The sequence below is a fragment of the Vibrio sp. Vb1026 genome, from assembly GCF_033338745.1.
GTDB lineage: Bacteria > Pseudomonadota > Gammaproteobacteria > Enterobacterales > Vibrionaceae > Vibrio > Vibrio alginolyticus.
On record NZ_JAWOTH010000007.1, the window covers coordinates 195,465 to 220,071 of the forward strand.

The following is a 24,607-nucleotide window of genomic DNA, read 5'->3' on the forward strand; positions in this document are numbered from 1 at the left end:
TAAAGGTTAAGAACTATCACTTGTTTATTCATGTCTCGTACCTCGCCATGAATAAACTTTTTAAGCTAAATTTTGAAAGTTTACGCTGCGCTATGCCCAAAGGGACAAGCCCCTCTGGACTCCCTCATTGGTAGCTTGGTCACCTGCTGTCAGCATAGGTTGTTTATTGAGCATTAGTGCATATGGTGAGATGATGGTTTGAACGCCATGAAGGGAACGAATTAAATCACTGAGGTCAACATATCTTGATCAATTTGGGGGAATATGAAAAGAAAAGCACCCAACACAGAGTATCCAAGAAGCCTCACAGACGCTGAACTGGAAGAGTTGAGGAAAGACATGCAAGAGTCTTCAAAATGGGCCAGAGAGGAAATCAAAAGGCGGAAAAAAGCTAAAGCAACGAGTTCCAAGAACCTCGATCAAGATAAATACGAGAGCGATTTGAGTTGAAGAGAGTGAACTCTCAGCTGGGACATGAAAAATGCATCGGCTAAGATAGCAGAACTTCTATAAAACATGTATGGCGTAAAGTCACGGTACAGATACTGAAAGAACGTCAAATGCCTCCACACTCAACACGGTTAGGCTATCAATTGAATATTAGTTCATATGATGAGAAGATAGATTTGACAGCAAGAAGGAATAGATTATTAAAACTTAGTTCATTTAAATGTAAAGGTGAATATCAATGATACTTTTTATAATTAACTGTTCCAAAGAAAAAGCACGTCTCCCTTGCTTAGCTAAAGATATGTACAAATCAAAAAGGTTTATAGACAACCTGTCTGCTACTGACAAACCAAACTCAAACTGTCTTATATTTTCTGGTAAATATGGTCTTATAGAGCCTACAGAAAATATAGCCCCTTATGACATAAACCTAAATTGCACTTCTTGTAAATACAAAGAAGAAATAAAAATAAAATTAAAACAAAAATTAAATAAAATATTAGTTCAAAACGAGATAGAGGAAATACATACTGATTCAAAGGATAGTTACTATGAGGCAATCAAACAATCATTAATAAGTTTGAATTATTCTGGAAAATTAAAATCAATATAAAGTCTATTTAAATGAAAAATAAAAAGATAAGCATAGAATTAATAAAGGAATACCCAGTAGCAATATCACACCTAAGACAACTCTCATCTGAGAGAAAACTAGGTATAACACTTGGTGCTGGATTAAGCCTTTCAGCAGGTTTTCCCTCTTGGCCAAATCTATTAAACAGTATATCTAAAAAAATGCATAGTTCGGGAATTAATGGGGAACATAGAGAAAATAATGCCGAACCGATGCAAGCACAATATCTTTTTTCACGCTTTAAAAACCATCATGAATCAAGTGATGATTTTTGCAAATTAGATCCTATGCTTCATGAACCAGAAATTGCAACAAAATGGCGAGACTTACTGCGCCAATCATTATATGAAAACGTTGGAGATCTAAACGATGAAATAGATAATCATCCTTATCTAAATGAGTTAGCAAAACTTTGTCATAAAGTCCCTTTAGTTGTTAGCTACAATTATGATGAACTGTTAGAAAAAGCACTGAATAAAAACAAAAATTCAGAGGATACCATAGGGTATTATACTGCTTGGGGACCAAACTTTGTAATACAGAACAATAGACCTGTTGTATATCACCCGAATGGTTTTATTCCTGAGCATGCAGTCGATAGATATTCAGAGACAGTAGTACTAACAGAGGAATCCATATCAGATCAAATAATAGAATCAGCTACGGGAAAATACAGAATTCTATTTGACTATTTTTCAAGGTCTCCTTCCCTATTTGTTGGTTTCTCTTTAAATGATCCAGGGATGAGAAGCATATTAAGACAAACAGAACGCTCTTCTCCTGGTACTGTTCATTACTATATTCATTACTATAAAAAAGAAAAACCTACTCAAGAAGAAATTGAAGAAATAACTAGAGTAAATTTTGAATTATATAACTTTGTTACATTATTCCTTAATGATGAACAAATTTCTTGTTTAATAGAAATTATATCTCTTTTAGATGATGATAATTTTTCTGATTTATATGATGAAGCAGGTGTAAGTGAAACTTATCTTTATCATTTATCCGGTCCAGTATCTGTAGGAAAAACTTCTTGTATAAGTAGATTACAAGGAATGAATATCGTTGATGAATGGCTCGAGCAAAGAAATAATTTGATAGCCAAGCCATCAAATGAGCTTGATGATACAGAAAGAAAGCAAGTCGATAACTGGATATTAGGCCAAGTAAGACAAAAAAACAGAAGATTTAAAATAGCACAATCAGGTATATATGTTATGGATAGAGCACCTGTAGATGCCTTTGCCTTTGTCGATGAAACAAAATGGCCTGAAAAAGCTAAGCAAATCATAAAAATTGTTTGTAGAAATGACCTTGAAGATAAAGGGCTTATCAAAGCTGGTGTTATATTCTTAAAGGGTTCGCATAAGGAGCTAGAATATCGTCAAAAGTACCGTGGAAGAAAAGGTAACAGTACGTATCTTAAAGAGCAACAGGAGCAATTAATAAAGGTTTATAGTGATCCAGTTTTAGATGAAAATGTGAAATTTATCGATACAAGAAATAAATCTATAGCATCAGTAACTAAAGAAGTAGTGAGGAGTATTTTTTTATCAGAATATAAACCCTGCGATTTCAACAAGCTATTGACGAAACATAAAGGAGGTAATAAATGAAGAAAAAAATATACTTAGCGGCTCCTTTATTTTGTGATTCGGAAATGAATTTCAATATATACTTAGAAAGTTTACTGTCTTCGAAATTTGATGTTTTCCTTCCTCAAAGGGATAACGGGCTAGTCTTTGAAAAAATAGAAAATGGTGGAGATATTGCTAACTCTTTAAAAGGTGTATTTGATGGTGATATTGAAGCAATAAAAAAATGTGACATTTTACTGATACTTCTAGATGGCCGAAGCGTTGATGAAGGTGCTTGCTTCGAACTGGGGTACGCTTTTTCTTTAGGCAAACAGTGTATTGGTCTAAAGACAGATTCCCGGCAATTGATGAAGCATGGTAATAACCCAATGATAACTCAGGCATTATCGTCTTGCTTTGCAAGCGTTACAGAGCTTAAAGAATGGGTATCAGGTTTTGACAATGAATAAAGTACGATCAAATCTTATTTTAATTCGGTAAAAAGCAACACCGACGAAAAATCGGTACAATAGCGGTACAGTCGCTAGTTTTGACTAACTTATCTAAACTGCGCTAAACTACTGTTTAGTAAATGCTTTAGGCTATTTTAAATTGCACTAAACTTACCTCGGTTTTCCTAGACTTCCTGCGTTAGTGGCTAACTCATAATCGATTGGTCCGCAGTTCAAGTCTGCGAGGGGCCACCATATTTCGAAACGCGTAGCAGGTTAATACCTACTACGCCTTTTTTGTATCTTATATCTTTGGGTACAGTTTCGGTTGCGGTAACTCGTCACTAACCTCGTAATAGCTTTTCTTCTTCCCCTCTTCTTTAACTATTATCTGGCTTTCTATACGAGCAATAGAAACAAAATGTCTGCTCGTGATTTAAACCATTGACCCTCAGACAACTTCTGATAGTATGGACATATAAACGTATGGACGTCTAAAGCAAAAATGGAGCTACAATGAAAAGTATTGGTCACTTAAAGAAACTAGCTTTGATTCTCACGGCAGTAGTCGGCTTAAGCGCTTGTGGAGAAAAAGATGACTCTGTCATTAAAGTGGGCGCGACAGTTGGACCACATGCACAAGTAGTCGAGGCGGTAGCGAAGGAGGCAGCGAAGCAAGGTTTGAATGTCGAAGTCATTGAGTTTTCTGACTACGTGACACCTAATGCCGCTCTTAGCGATGGTAGCATCGATATTAATAGCTATCAGCACCAGCCATTTTTAGACAACTTCAACAGTAGCCATAACGCCCAATTAGTATCAATTGGTCAGTCCATTCTTATGCGTATGGGGCTTTATTCCAATAAGTATCGCTCACTGCAAGAGCTTCCAAACAATGCACGTATAGCGCTTCCAAATGACCCTACCAACGGTGGTCGTGGTCTGTTGCTACTCGCCGATGCAGGTTTAATTGAGCTGAAACAGGGTGTTGGCCATAAAGCCGCCCTAACTGATATCACAAAAAACGCAAAATCATTTGAATTTGTCGAGGTAGATGCCGCTCAGCTACCAAGAACATTAGATGATGTGGACGCGGCTGCGATTACAATGAACTACGTAATGTCTTCTGGTTTAGATCCGAAGAAACAAAGTATCTATCTTGAAGCAAAAGACGCCCCATTAGCAGTCATGGTCATCGCCACTCGTGACGCAGACAAAAATAATGAAGCGTATAAAAAGTTCGTTTCTATTTATCAATCTCAAGCGATTCGTGATTATCTCGATCGCACTTTCAAAGGCACAATCGAAGCAGCTTTTTAATCAATAAAGCAGCGACTACTTTGCCCCACGAATCAGATAGAAAAGAGGCTAATGTTTTCTCATAGCCTCTTCTTTTCATTACTCACTAAATCGACTCATTGTCGACTTTCAGCCTCTAACTTCATTGCCAAATAAGCTTGATCAGCAGAAACCAATTCAGGGCGGTTAATCAACTTCCAGAGGAAGTATGGTGGGATTAAAAATACGATGAAGTAGAGAGATTCATGGAAAAAAACATCGGCTATCGTTTGCTGATGCTCCCAAAGTGCCGTCAGTGCGAAGAGCTCTAACATCACGCCTAATACGCCAAAGACGACAGAGACAACAATCGCTAAACCCAGTAGTTCTCTAACAAAGTGCTTGTATGCCATGATACTAATTCCTTCTAGCAATAAGTCATACTAACTTACGCTCATAAGAAACAAGTGAGCTTGATTATTATCAAACTCACCTCATCACTGTTAAGAACTTAGTTTTATAAAAAAGTACTTGTATATAGCGTCAGCGAAGACTGATTTCCCTATCACAGAGCATAGATACCTCTACAAATAGAAGGTGATGGAACGACCAACTATTGACTATATGAGCGCAACTTTAATCAGATAAGTAATATTGAACCGTCGATACCACTCGTACTTTCTTAATGTAAGGCGTGTTGCTGTCTCGGTCATAAATCGAGAACTGCCCTTGAGTTGCACGTTTGATCTTACCCAGTGAACTCTGTGAGTCTTTCGCAAATTTCTCAGCCACTTCACGCGCATTCTTAGTCGCTTCTTCGATCATGTCTGGCTTCACATCATTCAGCTTAGTAAAGCTGTACTCAACACGATTTGCATAAGGATCTTGGTTAAGCAAAACGCCTTGTTTTCCTAGCTCACCTATTTCATTGATTGCCGCTCGAACAACATCAACACTCTGGCTGTAAACCGTAACGGTTCGCGAGGCCAAATAACGATACTCAATGTCTTGCTCGCTCCCATATTGCTGTGCTTTTCTGTCAATGACCGCTGGGGAAGAAAGGGAAACGCTGGTTTCAGGAAGCCCTTTGGCACTTAGAAAGTCCAAAATCAAACGGGTTTGCTGGTCAATTTCATCAAACATGGCCCCCATATCATTACTCGCTAGAGTAAATTGAATCGGCCAAATCACCGTATCAGCAGGATACTCACGCTCCGACAAACCTTTTACTGTCACGACTCTTTCATAGGCTCGGTATTTCACCGCCGTCTGCTGCATAAAATAGCCAAGGATGCCAAGACCAAGTATCAAACTTAGCCCAATCCAAAGTGCTGCTTTATTGGAAACTCGTTCCATTACTTCCCCCTGATAAATATCAACTTAGCTTAATCTTTGTTCTAAATAAGATAGCCTATCTCTTGTTTTAAGAGGGAGACATAACGCGAGTTTTGATTCATAGCACAGTGATATACCGTTTTCTTTAGTCAATAAAGCTTCATTAGTTTGTCACCAAAGGCTCATGCTTTTGCCTCTGAACTGTCATCTGTAATTTCTACTATCCAATCAGCAACTTGTACGCTGAGGTAAATATGGATAGTTCAACCCCTTTTCGTCTCCCTCGTAAAACGCCGTTTGGCATTGGTGAAAACGTTGCTGAATGGGCAACCGGTTTAAACCAACTTGATAAGTTCTACGCCCAACGCCCCGTTAATGCCGATACCAAAACTTTTCTCCGCTTCACGCTGGATATCTTAGGTATCGACTATCGCATTGCTCATGGTTCACTCGATTCAGTTCCTAAACAAGGTGCTACCGTCATTGTGGCGAACCATCCGCTTGGTTGTGTGGAAGGCGTCATCTTGGCCGAACTCTTGTTGATGGTACGAGACGATATCCAAATTCTAGCCAACCAATACCTGAAAACCGTGCCGGAGTTAGATCAGCTCTTCATTGGTGTCGATGTGTTTGAAGGCAAAGACGCCGTCAAATCAAATATGAAGGCCCTCAGAGCGGCTAATAAACACCTCGCAAGTGGCGGCTTATTGCTTGTCTTTCCTGCCGGTGAGGTTTCCCAGTTAGTCGATGCCAAACAGCAACGCTTGGAAGACAAAGCGTGGAGTCGAAGCGTAAGTAGCCTGATCCGCAAAAACAAAGCAACGACAGTTCCAGTATTCATCAGTGGTCAGAACTCGAAACGCTTCTATATGGCAGGGAAAATCCATCCACTTTTGCGTACCCTAATGCTCGGGCGGGAGCTACTGAACAAACATGCACAAACCATCAACTTGTCTTTTGGCCAAGCGATTAAATTCAAAGAGCTCAACACACTTAACGATGATCAAGTGGTGAACTATTTGCGGCTCAACACTTACTTGCTCAATCGTGAAACCCAATCAGTTAAGCCTTCTTCTTCATCAGAACTGCTCTCTCCAATAGCGGCAGGGTTACCCGTAGGCGAATTGCTTGAAGAGCTGAACAACTTACCAAAAGAGTCCAAGCTGCTAACAAGTGGTGAGTTCGATGTTTACTGCACGGAGTCGCAGAGTATCCCTTCCCTACTGCATGAAATTGGTCGCCTACGTGAGCTCAATTTCCGACAAGTTGGCGAAGGGACTGGACTAGCAATAGACATTGACCATTTCGATCATGATTACCTGCATCTGTTTGTGTGGGACAGAGAGAACCAATGCTTGGTGGGCGCGTATCGTTTAGGTCTGGTTGATCAACTGATTGAAAAGCGCGGCGTAGCAGGTCTGTATTCACGAACGTTGTTTAACTATGACCAACGCTTTATCGACCAAATGGGTAAATCCATTGAGATGGGGCGCTCTGTGATTGCACAGCAATATCAAAAGAGCATGAGCGCGCTACTGCTACTGTGGAAAGGCATCGCAACGTTCGTTCATCAAAACCCAGATTACACTCACCTATTTGGTCCGGTAAGCATTAGCAACGATTATAGCGATACTGCACGTCAATTACTGGCTCAATCAATGACACTGCACCACTACGACAACAATTGCGCAGAGTACGTCACACCTTCTAACCCACTTCCTGAGCACCACCGTGACTGGAACACCAGCATGCTCACTGCTCTGGGTGATTTACAGCTATTGTCACGTGTCATTGCCAGAATCGATGAAGGGAAAGGAGTGCCCGTTTTGCTACGTCAGTACTTAAGCCTCAATGGCAAGCTGGTATGCTTCAACGTCGACCCTGCATTCAATAACGCTCTAGATGGATTGATTATGGTGGATTTGCGCGATGTTCAAGAAAAGACGTTGGCAAGGTATATGGGACGCGAGCAAGCTCATGACTACCTCGTCTATCATACTAATAGCAACGATGATTAAGAACAGTGATTAAGTAGAGAGTTGGGAATAACAAGAAGAACCGTGTGGCGACTCTCTTTATTTACCCTTTCATCAACTAATTAGGCGTGCTCCGTGAAGTGCGCCGAAAAGACTCTTATAGATACAATCTATCGAAAGATCTAGATAGCATTTATCTCACCAATTCCGTCACAAACTTTCACAAAAAACAAAAACAGATCCAGATCACACTTTAAATCCACCACAACTCAACACAAAACGTGACATTGATCATTACAAGTATTTAATTCGAATTTCAAAAAAAATCAAAAGTGATCAAAGTCACAAAGTATTTTGATTTTAAATTTGTCAGAAGGTCGGATTGATCACTAAGATTTTTATTGACAGATTTAAAAGTGGCTTTTTGTTATTAAGTTACAAGTTAATAAGTTGAACTTGGTCACTTAAAAACCGTTTCTCAGCCTAAGAAATGCGGGCGTAGATCACGAAAAACCCGTTGTCAGTTCCAATTGGAAAATGTGTGGTAAATTGATTGGGTACTAAGCAATCAAACAAACGGTTTTGGCGAACCGTTTACTACAACAAGATTCATCAGAACATCGAACGGGGAATTGTTATGATATCACCAGATGCCAAGATCAAGATACAAAATTTTGGTCGTTTTCTGTCAAACATGGTAATGCCAAACATCGGCGCGTTTATCGCGTGGGGCTTTATCACTGCTCTATTTATCCCAACTGGATGGCTACCAAACGAAACGTTAGCCTCTATGGTTGGCCCAATGATTACCTACTTGCTGCCACTACTTATCGGTTACACCGGTGGTAAATTAGTTGGTGGCGATCGTGGTGCGGTAGTCGGTGCAATCACAACAATGGGTGTGATTGTCGGCACAGACATCCCAATGTTTATGGGTGCAATGATGGTCGGCCCAATGGGCGGCTGGGCTATCAAGAAATTCGATAACTACATCGATGGTAAAGTAAAAAGTGGCTTCGAGATGTTGGTTAACAACTTCTCTGCGGGCATCATCGGCATGCTGTGTGCGATCCTTGCTTTCATCTTTATCGGTCCATTCGTAAAAATTCTTTCTGGTGGCTTGGCGGCTGGCGTTAACTTCCTAGTTTCTGCTCACCTACTACCACTGACTTCAATCTTCGTTGAACCTGCGAAGATCCTTTTCCTAAACAATGCGATCAACCACGGTATTTTCTCTCCACTGGGTATCCAGCAAGCGTCTGAAACAGGTCAATCGATCTTCTTCCTAATCGAAGCAAACCCAGGTCCTGGTCTAGGTATCCTGCTAGCTTACATGGTGTTTGGTAAAGGTACGGCTCGTCAAACGGCAGGTGGTGCATCAATCATCCACTTCTTCGGCGGTATCCACGAGATTTACTTCCCATACATCCTAATGAACCCTCGCCTAATCCTTGCGGCTATCGCAGGTGGTATGACTGGCGTATTCGTTCTAACTATCTTTAACGCAGGTATCGTTTCTCCAGCATCACCAGGTTCAATCTTTGCAATCTTGTTGATGACTCAGAAAGGCTCAATCGTTGGTGTTCTAGCGTCTATCGCAGCAGCAACAGGCGTGTCATTCGCCGTAGCAGCACTGCTAATGAAGACGCAAACGTCAACAGAAGAAGACGGTGATGAAGCAGCACTAGAAAAAGCAACATCACAAATGAAAGACATGAAATCTGCATCTAAAAACGATGCGGTGGTAAACAGCCAAAGCAAAGGTGACGTAGACCTAGCGACAGTACAAAGCATCATTGTCGCTTGTGATGCGGGCATGGGCTCGAGTGCAATGGGCGCGAGCATGCTACGCAAAAAGGTTCAAGACGCAGGTCTGAACATCCACGTAACCAACCTTGCCATTAACAGCTTACCAGAGAGTGCAGATATCGTGATTACTCATAAAGACTTAACGGATCGTGCACGTAAGCATGCTCCAAACGCACACCACATTTCATTGACTAACTTCCTAGACAGCGAGATGTACAACCAGCTAGTCACCAAACTACTAGCAGCACAAAACCAATCCGCAGCCAATGACGACCAAATGGTAAAAGTGTCGCTCGTGGCAGCAAACGACGACAACTTCGAGCCACAGCAAACGTCGGTGTTCCAAATCCAGCGTGAAAACATTCACCTAGGTTTGAAAGCTGCCAACAAAGAAGAAGCGATTCGCTTCGCGGGCAACAAGTTGGTCGAACTTGGCTACGCAGAACCAGAATACGTAGACGCGATGTTTGAGCGTGAAGCATTGGTTTCTACTTACCTAGGCGAATCTATCGCAGTACCTCACGGTACGGTAGAAGCGAAAGACCGCGTGAAGAAAACCGGCATTGTAATCTGCCAATACCCATCGGGTATCCAATTTACTGAAGACGACGATGATGTAGCGAAACTGGTTATCGGCATTGCCGCTAAGAACGATGAGCACATCCAGGTGATTACCACCATTACGAACGCGCTCGATGAGCCGGAGGCAATTGAGAAGCTAACCAGCACCAACGATGTGGAAGAGATTCTAAACATCCTTGGCGGTCAACAAGCGGCTTAATTACCCCTTTAATTTGCTCCTGAGGCAAACCGAGGTCAGCTGTCACCCCCTATGCGGTTGGCCTCACCCTAAATTCGTTTAGTCAACATTTCAGACATTGGTAGGTAAGAATTATGAAAAACGCAGTTCATTTTGGCGCAGGTAACATTGGTCGTGGCTTCATCGGTAAACTATTAGCAGACGCAGAAGTCGAGGTGACATTCGCAGACGTTGACGCACCACTCGTAGATCAGCTGAGTCACAAGCAAGAATATAAAGTAAAAGTGGTCGGTACTGAGTGCCAAATCGACACAGTAACTCACGTCACCGCGGTTAACTCAGCTAGTGAAGATGTCATCGACCGCATTGTAAAAACCGACTTGGTAACAACAGCGGTTGGCCCTAACGTACTGGACATCATTGCAAAAACCATCGCTACCGGCATTGCTAAGCGCTTTGCAGCAGGTAACGATAAACCATTGAACATCATCGCGTGTGAAAACATGGTTCGTGGCACCACACACCTAAAAGGTGAGGTGTACAAACACTTAGATGAATCATTGCACGCAAAAGCAGACGAGTTGGTTGGCTTTGTCGATTCAGCGGTAGACCGCATCGTACCACCAGCAGAAGCGGCGAACGATGACCCACTAGAAGTGACGGTAGAAAGCTTTAGCGAATGGATTGTGGATGAGCAGCAATTCAAGGGCGAAATCCCTGACATCGCAGGCATGGAAAGAACCAACAACCTAATGGCATTCGTAGAACGCAAGCTGTTCACTCTCAATACTGGTCACTGCATTACCGCTTACCTAGGTTGTTTGAAAGGCCATCGCACCATTCGTGAAGCGATTGAAGACCCAAGCATTCATGCTGAAGTAAAACAGGCGATGCAAGAGAGTGGTGAAGTGCTGATCAAACGCTACGGCTTCGACCGTGACATGCACAACGCTTACATCGAGAAAATTCTGGGACGCTTTGCCAACCCTTACTTAGTGGATGAGGTTGATCGCGTAGGTCGCCAACCAATTCGCAAATTAGGTGCAAACGATAGATTAGTGAAGCCTTTACTCGGTACAATTGAGTATGGCACTGAAAATAAAACACTTTTGAAAGGCATTGCCGCTGCGTTGAAGTACACTAACGACACTGACCCACAAGCCGTAGAGCTACAAAACTCATTAAAAGAAGTGGGTGTGAAGAAGACGCTAGCGACATACACAGGTCTTGCAGAAGACAGCGATGAAGTGGCTCAAATCGAGACACTTTACAACCAACTTTGATTTACCTAGGGGAGCTCGGCTCCCCTTCTATGTCCTTCTCTGCTTGAAGAGTTGGGATAGCTAATAATTAGAAATGTATTCAGTATATGGCAGATAACATCAACGAAACCGAGATCATTGAGCGATTAAACAGCGCACCATCGGTACGAGGCTTTTTCATTGCAGCAGTCGACGTTTTTAACGATTCGATCGACGGGTTAGTGCAAAGAATCTTTCGTAAAGATAACTTCGCTGTTCAATCGGTTGTCGGTCCGCTGCTACAAGACTCTGGACCGCTGGGCGATCTGTCTGTTCGTTTGAAGTTATTGTTTGGCTTGGGAGTGCTCCCCGATGACATTTACCACGACATCGAAGACATCATCAAACTCAAAAACCAACTCAATAGTGACGCTTCAGATTACGAATTCACTGACCCGAATATTCTAGAACCAATTAAGAAACTGCACTTGGTGAAGAAAATGGGCATGGTGCAACTGGAAGTCAGCGAACCAGATGACGACATCGACCTTGAGTTTTATCAGCTACAACTGCAACGTCAACAACAAATCATTAAGTCAGGGCTCTCACTTGCCATTGTCGAGATTTGCAATGAGCTCGGCAAAGACAGCCCTTTTTAATCGAAAAACTGGCAAGGAAGCCTCCTCAACTCGCCCCTCTTTTTGCACATTCTTCTATACAACGTGCGTGAAAGCCATCACAGTCCATATTCCGATGTCTCTGTAACATCAGACCAATCTATCGCTAGTATTGAAACGGGATCGCATGCTTTCAATCGAAGACACTAAAACTAAGTGGGAGTTTTTCCAGAAACACCACTGGGTATCTCCAGAATTTTCCCGCACTCCCGTCCTCGAGTCGTGGGAGCGTTGCATAAAGCAATGCAGCCCTTACACCTGGTCAAAGCCACATATTGCCTCTGGATTTACCTTCTCATCTCTGATGAAACGCAACGAGCACCTCATCGAATGCGCCACGACCGTACTTGAAGACACTTACGACATGCTAGGGGACGAAGACCTGCTATTGATGGTAACCGATGGCAACGGCTGTATTCTCTCCACCGTCGGGCACGACTCTATGCGACAAGAGATGCAAACGCTCGGCATAAAACAAGGCTGTTTTCTCTCCGAAGGAAAGATAGGCACAAATGCAGTCAATCTCTGTATCAATACTCATATCCCGTGTGAAGTTTTTGCTGCCGAACATTTCAATCGCCACTTGCACTCTTATGCCTCTGTAGCTGCGCCTGTTTTTGACCAATTTGGAAAATTACGCGGTACAACATGCCTTTTCAGAAAAGCGGAAAGCTATAAGAAAGAAGACTTAGTCATCATCGCGTCGAGCGCGAAAGAAGTCAGCTTGCAAATCCACATTCAGTCGGAACAAGAAAACATGAACCGCCTCACTTGTGCGCATAACGCAACGTTAGAGTGCATGGATGACGGCCTTCTAGCGTGGGATGAAGAAAATCGCATCACCATGGTAAATCACCAGTCCGAGCGTTTGTTAAACATTGAAGCCAGTCAGGTCTTGGATAAAGAAGTCTTTTCTGTTTTGCGCTTCCCACCGAATGTCCTTACTAGTATTGAGTCAGGTGCGAGCATAAACCGTAAACTCACAACGGTAGAGGTTCGTGGCGAGTTTGTTGAGGCGATCATCACCTTGCGTCCACTCAACGACGGCACACACTTATTGTTCTTGCACCCTATCGATAAAATTCGCGAACTTGCTCAACAACAAATAGGTGGCAGTGCGCGCTATACGTTCAGCACTTTGCCCGTCATTTCACGAAAAATGAAGCATGTCATTACCGTGGCAAAACGGGCCATAAAGTCAAAATCACCGATTCTAATTACAGGTGAAGAAGGCGTAGGAAAAGCCACTCTCGCCATGGCGATTCATAACGAAAGCGCCTACAAAGAAGGACCATTCATTACGCTCAACTGCCGCTCCATCAATACAGAGCAACTGGTCAAAGAAACCCTGGGGTACGACGAAGGGCAAGGCATGCCTTCAAAGTTTGAGCTCGCCCATGGCGGTACGCTCTTTTTAGAAAAGGTGGAATATCTGTCGCCCGATTTACAAGCCGTGCTACTTAAGTTGTTAAAAACTGGGCTCGTCAGCCGCAGCGACAGTTTGCGATTGATCCCCGTAGATTTTCAACTTATTACCAGCACCGCTTCAGAGATCAGCGAGTATGTCACTCAGCGCTCATTTGGTCGGCAACTTTATTATGAAATCTCCTCGAACGAGCTGCATATTCCACCACTACGAAAGCGTAAAGAAGACATTGAATTTCTCGTCCAGCAGCTTATCAGCCATTATGAACGCCGCCACAATGTGACGATCTCGATAGAGCCAGTCGCACTGGAAGCGTTGATGAATTTTCGTTGGTCAGGCAACAACTCTGAATTAAGAAATCGAACTGAGCGAATTTTGCTTAACCGCAGTTCCAACTTAATCAAGCTGAACGATATTCCTGAAGACATTAAACTGAATTCTCGCCATACCGCAGAGAATATGCCGGTAATCACGCTAGAAGAAGCTGAGAGAAGAGCGATTGTTCAGGCTTGGAATCAGTGTGATGGAAAAATGCATGATATGGCGAAAGCATTGCAAATTGGCCGCACGACCTTATGGAGAAAAATTAATAAGTTTGGGCTGCAGGAGCAAATGAAGCTGTATTAAGTCGTGAATTGGCGTTCCTATAACAAAAGTAAAACCGGCGTAAGCACGCCGGTACAGATGTACTAACGATAAGATATCGACTAAACATCGACAGACAACTGACGAATCTGCGCTTTTAGTCCCGGTAGCAGACTCGCACTGGCGCTGAATTTTCGCAACCCCACGCGAAGCAATGTTTCTGTGGCATTTGGATCGCCAGCCATCTCACCACACATACTAACCGGTATGCCCGCGCGATCGCCTGCTGCACACGTGAGCTCAATGGCTTTTAGTACCGATGGTTCAAAGTAGTTCACCAATTCAGCAACAGCGGCGTTACCTCGATCGGCGGCCATAACATATTGAGTCAAATCATTGGTGCCGATAGAGAAAAAGTCGACTTCTTGGGCTAACGCATCAGCATTTAATACCGCGGCGGGTACCTCAATCATAATACCAACGGGCAAATGAGTCGCATCCAAGCCGAGTTGGTTTGCTTGATGCGCCAACAGCGCTTTTACTTTTCTCACTTCTTCAACCTGAGCCACCATCGGTATCATCAATTGAATATTCGGTTGCTCGTGAAAGGCTCTCAGAATGGCTCGAAGTTGAGCGGTAAACAATGACTCATGTTGAAGGCACAACCGCACCCCTCTCAAACCTAAAAATGGATTATCTTCCGATGGCATAGGATAAGCGGCTAAAGGCTTGTCACCGCCAACATCTAGACTACGAATCGTAAGTGGCTTATCACCAAGTGCAGCGGCAATATCACGATACACTTGATATTGCGCTTCCTCAGTCGGCAACTCATCACTGTTTTGAAATAAAAACTCAGTCCGGAATAGACCCACGCCCTCAGCTCCTGATGTTAGTGCATCATCAATATCTTTAGGTCCACCAATATTGGCGAATACTGGAATATGGATACCATCACAGGTGACTGCGGCTTGCTGAGCACTCGCTAATGCACGTTGTCGGATGCTTTGCCACTCAATTTGTTGCGCTTCTAATTCCTGCTGTACGGCATCTGAAGGAGAGAACCATAAATGCCCTCGGAAGCCATCAATAGTCACCACTTGACCTGCACGCACAGCATCAAGGCAGCCCTGAGCTTTAACGATGGCAGGAATCCCCATCGCACGAGCAAGAATCGCACTGTGAGAGGTTTTCCCTCCCTCACTCAAACAGATACCAAGCACTTTCGATTTATCAAGCCCGGCCACATCAGAAGGCATCAGGTCGCGGCCCAACAAAATACTCGGTTCCTGAATGTCGATGGCATTAGGCGTTACGCCTGTCATTTCGACCATAACTTGGCGTGCGATATCATGCACATCTGCTTCGCGTTCCCGCATGTACTGACTTTCTGCCTGGCGAAACTCTTCGGCCAACGTTTGCAGTGATTCTACCCAAGCTTGCTCGGCTATCATGCCCGTTTGAATTCGCGACTCGACCGATGCCCATAATTCTGGGTCACTGAGCATCATGCTATGAGCGGAAAATATTTCCCCTTTCGGCTGCTTCGCTTGCTCCTGCAAATGTTGAACAACCACGCCTATCGCACGCTTAACCCGTTCAATTTCATCTTGTTCACTTTGGAAATCACGTTCAGGCACTGCTGGCATTTCATGAGTAAAAAGGACAGCAGGAGCAGTAGCGATACCGTCATTGACTCGAATACCAACAACAGCACCTTCAATCTGATTTGAGGCCATGCCATCGAGCAGAGTATCCGAGCTTTCTTCAGGTTCGACAATGCCTTGCTCAACCGCCTCTTTTTCTCCGAAGTGCTCATAAGCTAAGGCTTCAAATGCCTTGATTGCTTCACTGGATTGAGAGCCGAGTGCGCACAGCGTGATCGTCTCTTGACTACGAACGCCAAGTTTCGCAATGCTGTTCAAGCTTTTCGCGTTCACACGGCGCTCGCCTTTTTTCAACCATAATTGACAGTCGAAAGGCGCGAGTGCACCAACAATGGCCGCAGCGGGACGAGCATGTAATCCATGCGGATTTTGCACTACCCAATCAAATGTCCGTTCTTGCTCAAAGTTCTCTGATACTGGCGCTATCTCAGCGGATGTTAGTGGCTGATCACCAAGATGCTCTTGTTTTACGCTTAACGCATTCTGTGCCTCTTCGACTACCGTCGATAAAGGTAGTCCGGCAGCAGCAGCCACCGACGCCGCCATGGTTCCTTCAACAATAGGTGCCGAGATAAGGGTGACATTTTCCCTCACATGATCATCAATCAGGTCCAGAGCCATTTCCGTGCTAAGCAACGCGCTGCCAAGATCCATCAACACAACAACCCCTTGTTGATCTTGTACCTGCTCAATCGCTTCCATCACGGCAATGGCATCGGTTCCGATCGGGTTCTCTGGATCATCAATCCCAGCAGCAATCGCAAGCTTGGCTTTGCCTTGCGTCATTTGGGTGGCAAGTTCGGCCACCCCTTCAGCAAGGCGACGACTATGAGATACAACTACAATTCCCACCATCTTAATTACCTGCTATTGCCTGCTGTAGTGCTTTAATCATTAACAAAGAAGAGGTTGCACCGGGATCTTGGTGGCCAATACTGCGTTCCCCCAGATAGCTTGCTCGCCCTTTTTTCGCCAACATTTCAATCGTGGCAACCGCGTTCGTTTCTGCTAGCTCAACCATTTCATTCAATAAATGGTCAGCGCTCATACCATTTTCTAACGACGCCTTCACGCTAACTAAAACGGGTAACCAAACATCACACATGGTTTTGTCACCCTGTTCCGCTTTACCACGAGACACCACGCCATCCACACCGCTTTTTAGTGCATCCACCAACTCTTCAAACGTTAATTGCTCTCGAGTTCCGACAGCGGCGGCCGTGCGAATAAACAGCGTGCCATACAGAGGGCCACTTGCCCCACCGACACTAGAAAGCAAGGTCATGCCCGTATTCTTGAGAATGCTGCCGATATTTTGGTCCGCAAATTGCGGCAGTTTTTCCGCGACTTTTTTAAAGCCACGGTTCATATTGAGACCGTGGTCTGCGTCACCAATATCACGATCAAGGTCGGTCAGAAAATCTTGATTCTCTTGATACGTTTTTGCACATAACTCTAGCCAGTGAACGATATGTTGTTTTTCAATTTGCATGTTTGCTCCCCCCTCTTACCACTTGATCGCAGCCGTATCGACAGGAGCATCAAACAGCTCCAACATCTCTTTGTCTGCCTTCAGCAACGTAATCGAAACGCCTTCCATATCGAGTGACGTACAGAAGTTACCAACCATATTACGCACGATACGGAACCCTGCTTGCTCGCAGTTATGAGCCAGACGACGGTACACTCCGTAAAGCTCTGAAGTTGGCGTACCACCCATACCATTCACCATCACGATGTAGTCGTGTTCAGCGGCGAAAGGCTCAATGCTGGATTCCACTTCATCCCATTCACCTTCGTCACGATTCCAACTACGCAATGTGCGCTGATAAGGTGTGTTTTCAGCAACTTCAGCAAACATTTCATCCACTAACGTATCGACATCGGTGTATTTCACTCGCTTGATACCTGGTTCGCCATGGATACCAACACCAAACTCCACTTCATCATCTTCCAGAACAAAAGATGGTTTACCTGCCGCTGGTACAACACAAGCATTAAGTGCCACACCAAATGAACGACAGTGATTATTCACGCGACGAGCCAGTGCTTCACATTGCTCCAGCGAATAACCTTTGTTCGCGGCAGCCCCAACTAACTTTTCAACCAATACCGTTCCAGCAACGCCACGGCGACCAGCGGTGTATAGGCTGTCTTTGACTGCAACATCGTCATCCACCAACACCGACCCAACTTTGATACCATCGGTATGAAGGAGCTCCACGGCCGTTTCAAAGTTCAACACGTCTCCGGTGTAGTTTTTAATGATAAATAGCACGCCTTCACCAGTATTCACTTGGTTGCCACATTCGTACATTTGATCTGGCGTTGGTGAAGTAAATACCTCTCCAGGGCAGGCGCCTGTCAGCATGCCTTTACCAATAAAACCTGCGTGCAAAGGTTCATGACCACAGCCACCACCAGAAACCAGTGCCACTTGCCCCGGTGTTTCCTCGTGCCACATGTAACGAGGTTCGTAGTTCGCTTTTAGCTCTGGGCGAGATAAAGCCAGACCTTCCATTTGCTGCAATACAACATCATCAACTTGGTTAATTAACTTTTTCATCGTTCTATCTCATTCCATTTATATTTTTATGTAGGGTATGAATTCATCTTAAACAGAGAAAATGCGTGCTCAACAAAAATCAATCCGTTTCATATTGAAACAAAAACTTCGGCATTATTGTTTCAATATGAAACGAAAAACGACAAATTTTCCTGAATAGTGATCGTCGCCATAAAGCATGCTGATGCTTATTACTTCTGGCAGTCGGTTTGACACAGAGGTCATAAAAGCATGGAACAAAAGCAGAGATATCCTTCACCACTTACCACACCAAACCTAATATAAACCTTATCCCTACAATGGATATTCATTGCAGTCCAAAACACACATAAAAAAGGTTAAAGGTTTGAATTATGGACAAAATTATTATCAGCCCAAGCAAATACGTCCAAGGTGAACAAGTACTTACATCTATCGCTCACTATGTGAAAACATTGGGTGAACGTCCGTTAGTAATTGCCGATGAGTTCGTGACTAACCTGGTTGGTGATGACGTCAAACAAAGTTTTGCTGACGAAAAGCTTCCACTCACTATGAACATTTTTGGTGGCGAATGTTCACGCGTTGAGATTGAACGCATCACGGACATTTGTGCCACTCAGAAACACGATGTCATTGTCGGTATTGGTGGTGGTAAAACGTTAGATACAGCAAAGGCTGTTGCGTTTTACACAAAAATTCCTGTCGTGGTGGTTCCTACGATTGCCTCGACTGATGCGCCAACCTCAGCGCTTGCGGTGATATACACACCTGAAGGTGAATTTGCAGAATATTTGATGATCCCTAAAAACCCAGACATGGTCATCATGGATACGTCAGTCATCGCCAAAGCCCCTGTTCGCTTACTTGTATCGGGGATGGGCGACGCGCTTTCCACCTACTTTGAAGCTCGTGCCAACATGACTTCTGGTAAGGCAACAATGGCTGGTGGGTTAGCGACGCGTTCAGCACAAGCGCTTGCGAAACTTTGCTATGAAACCTTGCTTGAAGATGGTGTAAAAGCAAAAGCTGCAGTAGAAAATGGTGTGAGCACCAAAGCGGTAGAAAACATTATTGAAGCCAATACATACCTTAGCGGTATCGGTTTTGAAAGCAGTGGTCTAGCGGGTGCTCACGCTATTCATAACGGCCTAACTAAGCTTGAAGAGTGTCATCATCTCTATCATGGTGAGAAAGTCGCGTTCGGCACACTAGTTCAGCTGGTACTAGAAAACGCAGCGATGGAAGAGATTAATACGGTTCTTGCATTCTGCCGCTCTGTAGGTCTACCAACCAACTTATTTGATATGGGCGTTAAAGAGCTTAACCACGCTAAGTTGCGCGAGGTCGCCGAAGCCTCAACGGCCGAGGGAGAAACCATCCACAATATGCCATTCCCAGTGACGGCAGAAAATGTCTACTCTGCAATTCTAACCGCTCACCAGTTGGGTCAATAACTCACCCCCTTAAAGTGGGCTTAAATAAAAAAGCGGCACATACTCTCGCATGTGCCGCTTGGATTTTTGCTGTTAAGCGTAATTACTCAACCGTTACCGCTTTCGCCAGGTTACGTGGTTGGTCTACGTCCGTACCTTTGATCAGTGCTACGTAGTAAGACAGCAATTGCATTGGGATGGTGTAGTAGATCGCCGCCGTGATTTCACTAACGTGAGGCATCGTGATGATCTTCATTGTTTCATCGCCTTCGAAGCCTGCGTCTGCATCTGCGAATACATACAGAAGACCGCCACGCGCACGTACTTCCTCAACGTTTGATTTTAGCTTTTCAAGTAGGTCGTTGCTTGGTGCAACCACAACAACAGGCATGTCAGCATCAATCAGCGCAAGAGGACCGTGTTTTAGTTCACCCGCCGCGTACGCTTCTGCGTGGATGTAAGAGATCTCTTTCAGTTTTAGAGACGCTTCCATCGCGATTGGGTAGAACTCGCCACGGCCTAGGAACAATGTGTGGTGCTTGTCTGCAAAATCCGTTGCTAGTGCTTCAATTTCTTTCTCGAAAGAAAGTGCCGCGTTGATTTGCTTAGGAAGTGCATGCAGCGCTTCAACAATCTCTTTTTCTTTCTCTTTGCTGATGCGGCCTTGCTCTTTACCTAGTGCTGTTACCAGCATAAGTAGTGCAGAAAGCTGAGTCGTGAACGCTTTGGTTGAAGCCACGCCGATTTCGACGCCAGCGCGAGTCATGAATGCAAAATCTGATTCACGAACCAGAGAAGAGCCTGCTACGTTACAAATGGTCATCGCCGCCATATAACCTTTCTCTTTCGCAAGACGAAGTGCTGCTAACGTATCTGCAGTTTCACCAGACTGAGACAACGTAATAAGAAGGCTGTTTGGACGAGTCACAAACTTGCGGTAACGGAACTCAGACGCGATTTCTACATCACAGCTAACGCCAGCAATGTCTTCAAACCAGTAACGCGCTGTCATACCTGCGTTGTAAGACGTACCACACGCGACGATTTGTACGTGTTCTACTTTGCTTAGAATGTCTGCCGCGTGCACACCGATCGCGTCTGTCACAACAGAGTCTGCCGTGATACGACCTTCCATTGTGTTGATCAACGCTTTAGGTTGCTCATAGATTTCTTTTTGCATGAAGTGACGGTATTGGCCTTTATCACCTGCATCATGCTCTGCGTTAGATTCAACAATTTCACGCTCAACTGGCTCACCCGTTGCATCAAACACAGTGACTTCACGGCGAGTAATTTCTGCTACGTCCCCTTCTTCTAGGTACATGAAACGGCGCGTAACGTTAAGTAATGCAAGTTGGTCAGACGCTAGGAAGTTTTCACCTACACCAAAACCGATCACGATCGGGCTGCCTGAACGCGCTACTACGATGCGTGAAGGATCTTTGCGATCCAACGCTACCGTGCCGTATGCGCCTTCAAGTTGTTTTGCTGTTTTTTGTACCGCTTCTAATAGCGTTTCTGAAGTACGAAGTTCCCACTCAACCATGTGTGCGATAACTTCTGTATCCGTTTGCGATTCAAACACGTAGCCACGAGATTGAAGCAGCTCACGCAGCTCTTCATGGTTTTCGATGATGCCGTTATGGACAACTGCGATATCACCAGACATGTGTGGGTGAGCATTGATTTCAGAAGGTTCACCGTGCGTCGCCCAACGAGTGTGCGCAATGCCAGTTCCGCCGATCACTTTTGCTTCTTCTACTGCATCAGCCAATTCTTGTACTTTACCCAAGCGACGAACGCGCGTTAGGTTTGATTCGCCATCAACAACCGCAACGCCAGCAGAGTCGTAACCGCGGTACTCTAAGCGGCGTAGACCTTCAACCAAAATTTCTGCAACATCTCGTTGTGCTACTGCACCTACGATTCCACACATGTGTTTATCTCCGTTTGTAGTTTTGTTCTTCCCTAGCCATGATTTCAAATAGAGGCAGCAAGCAAAGGCCTTTATCCAGAGGGAAGTGAAATATGAAACTGATTACATCATTAGGCGCAAATGACTTTCACGCCATGTTGTTCAATCTGTACTTTATGCTCTGCTTGGATATCTGCATCGGTCACCAACACATCAACTTGATGCCAAGCGAGCTCTAAGTTTGGGATCTTACGGCCGATTTTTTCGGACTCTATCATTACGATCACTTCACGTGACGCTTCTGCCATTACCTTACTTAAGCCAACCAACTCATTAAATGTCGTGGTTCCACGCTCGAGATCGATGCCATCCGCACCGATGAATAGTTGGTCAAAGTCGTAAGCTCGTAATACAGATTCGGCCACTTTGCCTTGAAAGGACTCTGAGTGCGTATCCCAAGTACCGCCAGTCATCAGCAGTGTCGGTTCGCTCTCTAATTCATTTAGGGCGTTAGCAACATGCAACGAGTTGGTCATGACCACTAAGCCACGTTTGTCATTCAACTGTTGAATCAGCGCGGCAGTCGTGCTGCCACTGTCGATCACGATGCGATTATGATCGCGAATCAATGATGCTGCTGCTTTTGCTAAGCTTAACTTTCGAGTCGAAACATTAGCGCCCAATTCTTCGTGAATGACTTCCTTTGGGATAGCAATCGCACCGCCATAGCGGCGTAGAAGTTGGCCGTTTTTCTCTAAAGAAGCTAAATCCTTTCTAATCGTGACCTCTGAGGTTTCGAATTTCTGAGCAAGTTCATCAACGCTGACTTCTCCTATTTCAGAAACCAAGTTAGAAATGGCGTGTCTTCTTAATTGAGTGTTTCGTTTCGACATTTAAGTTTTTATTTTAAGTTTCGATGTGAAACTTATTATAGTCAAACCGAAACTTTCAAGTCCATTTATTTCGATCCAAAAAATTAATATTTCTCGATAAAACCTTGTCCTAAGACAATTCTTAAACAGTGATATTGGATTCATTCAGTGGTAGAATTCGCCACCGAAAAGAAAAAAAATTACAGAATTGAAGGCTATTTTTTTGCAACTTTCTGCATATAAAGTGGGATTAGTCACAAAAAGGTAACCAAAATCGCCGATCTTTTAGTCATAAAATGACTAAACTTGGTGAAAGACTTTCAGAATCTGAAGTTCTAATAATGAGACGAAAAATCGGTGGGTGACAGGTACTAAATGTCATCAAAAACGTCCTGACTTCAGAGTAAATAACCGACTTTCAAATTGTAACTATACTTACCGGAGAGTATCTTCCATGAAAAAGACCAAAATCGTATGTACGATTGGCCCTAAAACAGAATCTGTAGAGAAGCTAACTGAACTAGTTAACGCAGGCATGAACGTAATGCGCCTTAACTTCTCTCACGGTGACTACGAAGAACACGGCACTCGTATCGCGAACTTCCGTAAAGTAATGGAAGCTACTGGCAAACCACTAGCAATTCTTCTAGATACTAAAGGTCCAGAAATCCGCACTATCAAGCTAGAAGGCGGTAACGATGTTGATCTAGTAGCAGGTCAAGAATTCACTTTCACAACTGACACTTCAGTTGTAGGTAACAAAGATAAAGTTGCAGTAACTTACGCTGGTTTCGCAGCCGACCTAAACGTAGGTAACACTATCCTAGTAGACGACGGTCTAATCGAGATGGAAGTTATCTCTAAGACTGAAACTGAAGTTAAATGTAAAGTTCTTAACAACGGTGCACTAGGCGAAAACAAAGGTGTTAACCTTCCTGGCGTTTCTGTAAACCTACCTGCACTATCTGAAAAAGATAAGAACGACCTTAAGTTTGGTTGTGAGCAAGGCGTTGACTTCGTAGCAGCTTCTTTCATCCGTAAAGCGTCTGACGTTCAAGAAATCCGTGAAGTACTTGCTGCAAACGGCGGCGAGAACATCCACATCATCTCTAAGATCGAAAACCAAGAAGGTGTTGATAACTTCGACGAGATCCTAGATCTTTCTGACGGCATCATGGTTGCACGTGGTGACCTAGGTGTTGAAATCCCAGCTGAAGAAGTAATCTTCGCTCAGAAAATGATGATCGAGAAGTGTAACCGTGCACGTAAGATGGTTATCACAGCAACTCAAATGCTTGATTCTATGATCAACAACCCACGTCCTACTCGTGCGGAAGCAGGCGACGTTGCTAACGCGGTAATGGACGGTACTGACGCAGTAATGCTTTCTGGTGAAACGGCGAAAGGTAAATACCCTGTTGAAGCGGTAACTATCATGGCTCAAATCGCGAACCGTACTGACTCAGCGCTAAAAGCTGAACTAGGTTCTCGTCTAGACAGCCCACGCCTACGCATCACTGAAGCAGTATGTAAAGGTGCAGTAGACACAGCTGAGAAACTAGCTGCTCCACTTATCGTTGTTGCAACTGAAGGCGGTAAGTCTGCACGTTCAGTACGTAAGTACTTCCCAACTGCAAACATTCTAGCGCTAACAACTAACAAGAAAACTGCTGCACAGCTAGTTCTAACTAAAGGTGTTACTCCTGTAGTTGTTGATTCAATCGAAAGCACTGACGCATTCTACGTAGCGGGTAAAGAACTTGCTCTAGAATCAGGTCTAGGTAACAAAGGCGATATCGTTGTTATGGTTTCTGGCGCTCTAGTTGCTTCAGGTACTACGAACACAGCTTCTGTACACGTGCTATAAGACTGAACTTTTAACACTTCAGTTTCTTGAGAAGGAGGGCTTATGCCCTCCTTTTTTATATGGCCTTCTTGCTCTCATAATAGGCTAATTGTATTATTCACC

18 protein-coding genes are annotated in these 24,607 nt (G+C 44.1%); 11 read left to right on the forward strand and 7 right to left on the reverse strand.

Features of this window, described 5'->3' with window-relative positions; all coding sequences use genetic code 11:
- Nucleotides 1–688 precede the first annotated feature (688 nt).
- The 4 genes from R7E47_RS13270 to R7E47_RS13285 all read left to right on the forward strand — a co-directional run bounded on the left by R7E47_RS13270 (nucleotide 689) and on the right by R7E47_RS13285 (nucleotide 4,436).
- Nucleotides 689–1,063, forward strand: a complete 375-nt coding sequence (locus R7E47_RS13270; protein WP_058966349.1) for a DUF6884 domain-containing protein — start codon at nucleotides 689–691, stop codon at nucleotides 1,061–1,063.
- 11 nt (nucleotides 1,064–1,074) lie between these two features.
- Nucleotides 1,075–2,703, forward strand: coding sequence for an SIR2 family protein (locus tag R7E47_RS13275; RefSeq protein WP_058966347.1), 1,629 nt, complete (start codon nucleotides 1,075–1,077; stop codon nucleotides 2,701–2,703).
- Complete coding sequence (locus tag R7E47_RS13280; RefSeq protein ID WP_058966344.1) at nucleotides 2,700–3,134, forward strand: nucleoside 2-deoxyribosyltransferase; 435 nt, start codon at nucleotides 2,700–2,702, stop codon at nucleotides 3,132–3,134. The genes R7E47_RS13275 and R7E47_RS13280 overlap by 4 nt, the downstream gene beginning before the upstream one ends.
- A 498-nt stretch (nucleotides 3,135–3,632) precedes the next feature.
- A complete protein-coding gene (locus R7E47_RS13285) occupies nucleotides 3,633–4,436 on the forward strand; it encodes a MetQ/NlpA family ABC transporter substrate-binding protein (RefSeq protein WP_017633488.1) in 804 nt (267 codons plus the stop codon).
- Between the two features lie 95 nt (nucleotides 4,437–4,531).
- Here the strand turns inward: R7E47_RS13285 and R7E47_RS13290 are convergent, their stop codons facing one another.
- Both R7E47_RS13290 and R7E47_RS13295 read right to left on the reverse strand, forming a co-directional pair.
- Nucleotides 4,532–4,807: a hypothetical protein gene (locus tag R7E47_RS13290; protein ID WP_005379716.1), complete on the reverse strand. Its 276-nt coding sequence runs from the start codon at nucleotides 4,805–4,807 to the stop codon at nucleotides 4,532–4,534.
- 223 nt (nucleotides 4,808–5,030) lie between these two features.
- On the reverse strand, nucleotides 5,031–5,750 hold the full coding sequence (locus R7E47_RS13295; RefSeq protein WP_005379714.1) for an SIMPL domain-containing protein: 720 nt from the start codon (nucleotides 5,748–5,750) through the stop codon (nucleotides 5,031–5,033).
- 233 nt (nucleotides 5,751–5,983) lie between these two features.
- On the opposite strand from R7E47_RS13295, the gene R7E47_RS13300 reads away from it, so the two are divergent.
- The 5 genes from R7E47_RS13300 to dhaR all read left to right on the forward strand — a co-directional run bounded on the left by R7E47_RS13300 (nucleotide 5,984) and on the right by dhaR (nucleotide 14,245).
- Entirely contained in the window at nucleotides 5,984–7,747 is a 1,764-nt protein-coding gene (locus tag R7E47_RS13300; protein ID WP_213972401.1) for a lysophospholipid acyltransferase family protein, read from the forward strand.
- A 595-nt stretch (nucleotides 7,748–8,342) separates the two neighbouring features.
- Entirely contained in the window at nucleotides 8,343–10,295 is a 1,953-nt protein-coding gene (locus tag R7E47_RS13305) for a PTS mannitol transporter subunit IICBA (protein WP_225466384.1), read from the forward strand.
- 113 nt (nucleotides 10,296–10,408) lie between these two features.
- Nucleotides 10,409–11,557, forward strand: a complete 1,149-nt coding sequence (locus tag R7E47_RS13310) for a mannitol-1-phosphate 5-dehydrogenase (RefSeq protein WP_213868543.1) — start codon at nucleotides 10,409–10,411, stop codon at nucleotides 11,555–11,557.
- 86 nt (nucleotides 11,558–11,643) lie between these two features.
- A complete protein-coding gene (locus R7E47_RS13315) occupies nucleotides 11,644–12,174 on the forward strand; it encodes an MltR family transcriptional regulator (RefSeq protein WP_005379708.1) in 531 nt (176 codons plus the stop codon).
- 145 nt (nucleotides 12,175–12,319) lie between these two features.
- A complete protein-coding gene (gene dhaR / locus R7E47_RS13320) occupies nucleotides 12,320–14,245 on the forward strand; it encodes a dihydroxyacetone kinase operon transcriptional regulator DhaR (RefSeq protein WP_318084354.1) in 1,926 nt (641 codons plus the stop codon).
- A gap of 80 nt (nucleotides 14,246–14,325) precedes the next feature.
- Here dhaR and ptsP read toward each other — a convergent pair whose 3' ends face one another.
- From ptsP to dhaK, 3 genes are read right to left on the reverse strand one after another with little or no spacing between them, the layout of a single operon-like run.
- Nucleotides 14,326–16,725 carry a phosphoenolpyruvate--protein phosphotransferase gene (gene ptsP, locus R7E47_RS13325; protein ID WP_318084356.1) on the reverse strand — a complete coding sequence of 800 codons (2,400 nt, stop codon included), beginning with the start codon at nucleotides 16,723–16,725 and terminating at the stop codon, nucleotides 14,326–14,328.
- Between the two features lies 1 nt (nucleotide 16,726).
- Nucleotides 16,727–17,362, reverse strand: a complete 636-nt coding sequence (gene dhaL / locus R7E47_RS13330; RefSeq protein WP_262668727.1) for a dihydroxyacetone kinase subunit DhaL — start codon at nucleotides 17,360–17,362, stop codon at nucleotides 16,727–16,729.
- A 15-nt stretch (nucleotides 17,363–17,377) separates the two neighbouring features.
- Entirely contained in the window at nucleotides 17,378–18,436 is a 1,059-nt protein-coding gene (gene dhaK, locus R7E47_RS13335) for a dihydroxyacetone kinase subunit DhaK (protein WP_318084360.1), read from the reverse strand.
- A 353-nt stretch (nucleotides 18,437–18,789) separates the two neighbouring features.
- Here dhaK and R7E47_RS13340 point away from each other — a divergent pair, with 353 nt between their 5' ends.
- Nucleotides 18,790–19,872, forward strand: coding sequence for a glycerol dehydrogenase (locus tag R7E47_RS13340; RefSeq protein ID WP_005379703.1), 1,083 nt, complete (start codon nucleotides 18,790–18,792; stop codon nucleotides 19,870–19,872).
- 82 nt (nucleotides 19,873–19,954) lie between these two features.
- Here R7E47_RS13340 and glmS read toward each other — a convergent pair whose 3' ends face one another.
- Nucleotides 19,955–21,787: a glutamine--fructose-6-phosphate transaminase (isomerizing) gene (gene glmS, locus R7E47_RS13345; protein ID WP_033906046.1), complete on the reverse strand. Its 1,833-nt coding sequence runs from the start codon at nucleotides 21,785–21,787 to the stop codon at nucleotides 19,955–19,957.
- A gap of 110 nt (nucleotides 21,788–21,897) precedes the next feature.
- Nucleotides 21,898–22,659, reverse strand: a complete 762-nt coding sequence (locus tag R7E47_RS13350; protein WP_318084362.1) for a DeoR/GlpR family DNA-binding transcription regulator — start codon at nucleotides 22,657–22,659, stop codon at nucleotides 21,898–21,900.
- Nucleotides 22,660–23,092: 433 nt separating this feature from the next.
- On the opposite strand from R7E47_RS13350, the gene pykF reads away from it, so the two are divergent.
- Nucleotides 23,093–24,505: a pyruvate kinase PykF gene (pykF, locus tag R7E47_RS13355; protein WP_005379700.1), complete on the forward strand. Its 1,413-nt coding sequence runs from the start codon at nucleotides 23,093–23,095 to the stop codon at nucleotides 24,503–24,505.
- Nucleotides 24,506–24,607: the final 102 nt, after the last annotated feature.